Source organism: Parabacteroides sp. AF19-14 (genome assembly GCF_003635485.1).
Taxonomy (GTDB): Bacteria; Bacteroidota; Bacteroidia; order Bacteroidales; family Tannerellaceae; genus Parabacteroides; species Parabacteroides distasonis.
The window spans coordinates 1-898 of record NZ_QTMJ01000061.1; the positions used below are offsets into that span (position 1 = coordinate 1).

The 898-nt window shown below is 44.2% G+C and carries 2 pseudogenes; both read left to right on the forward strand.

Annotated features, from left to right (window positions below):
- Nucleotides 1-35: 35 nt before the first annotated feature.
- Nucleotides 36-296, forward strand: a pseudogene (locus tag DWX33_RS22220) (tyrosine-type recombinase/integrase); the annotation flags it as partial.
- Between the two features lie 489 nt (nucleotides 297-785).
- Nucleotides 786-898 (forward strand): annotated as a pseudogene (locus DWX33_RS23215) (transcriptional regulator); the annotation flags it as partial.

An 898-nucleotide genomic window follows, 5' to 3' on the forward strand; every position in this document is an offset into this window, starting at 1 on the left:
AGCTGTATGCTTAATCCCCCAGGTTTATCGGGTGAGCCCATTTTAACCGGAACTTGAAGAGGTTGGCGAGAGCCTGCGGTGTGTCTATCCCGATCACCTCATATTCGATCCGTCATTCTTTTGCGATGATTTTGAAGGAACAGGATGTCCCGATTGAGATGATCAGCGAACTATTGGGCCATAAATCGATCAAGACTACACAAATCTATTTGAAAAGTTTCTCGTTGGAAAAGATGTCTGCGGTGAATAAAATTTGTTTTGAGAGTGTGTACAATCATGTACCGAAAGTAGGGTAAAGGGAGTAGGCTACTTGGGGAGTAGCGTATTCTTTCACGGCGCAAATGTAGTAAAAAATAACTAAAAACAAGCAAACAAATGCGCTTGTTTACTCATTGTAGGCGTTTGATCCTCTCTATTCTTTGATTTTCCTATTTTATCCTAGACGTATAGACATGGTGATGCGGGTGAAATGACCTCTTGTTCCCGGTATCATTCCACCATGCCTCATAACCTGTGTGTATTCCTGTAGAGACGGGGCGTGCCCCGTCTCATCCCCTCCAAATGGTAACTTAAAGCTACAACCGGGTGATAACCGTTCTCGCACCTTTAGGCTACTCCCCAAGTAGCATAAGATTTCGAGAGATGGTAATTTTCAGTAATGCCATATTTAAAAATATAAAGTACTGTTTATCAAGATGATATAAATGATTCTTGGTAGGGCTCTGAATTGCCATGGGGTCTGTTTTCGGGCCATGGGATAACCACTGGAAAAGATAATCATAGAGATGGATATATTGACAGGCAAGTGCTCGGATAGGTTCATGACGCATGTTCGTAAGCGACGTGATCAAGAGGCCGTCCGCTGGTACGTGCTCACGCTCCCTACCGCCGGTGGCGG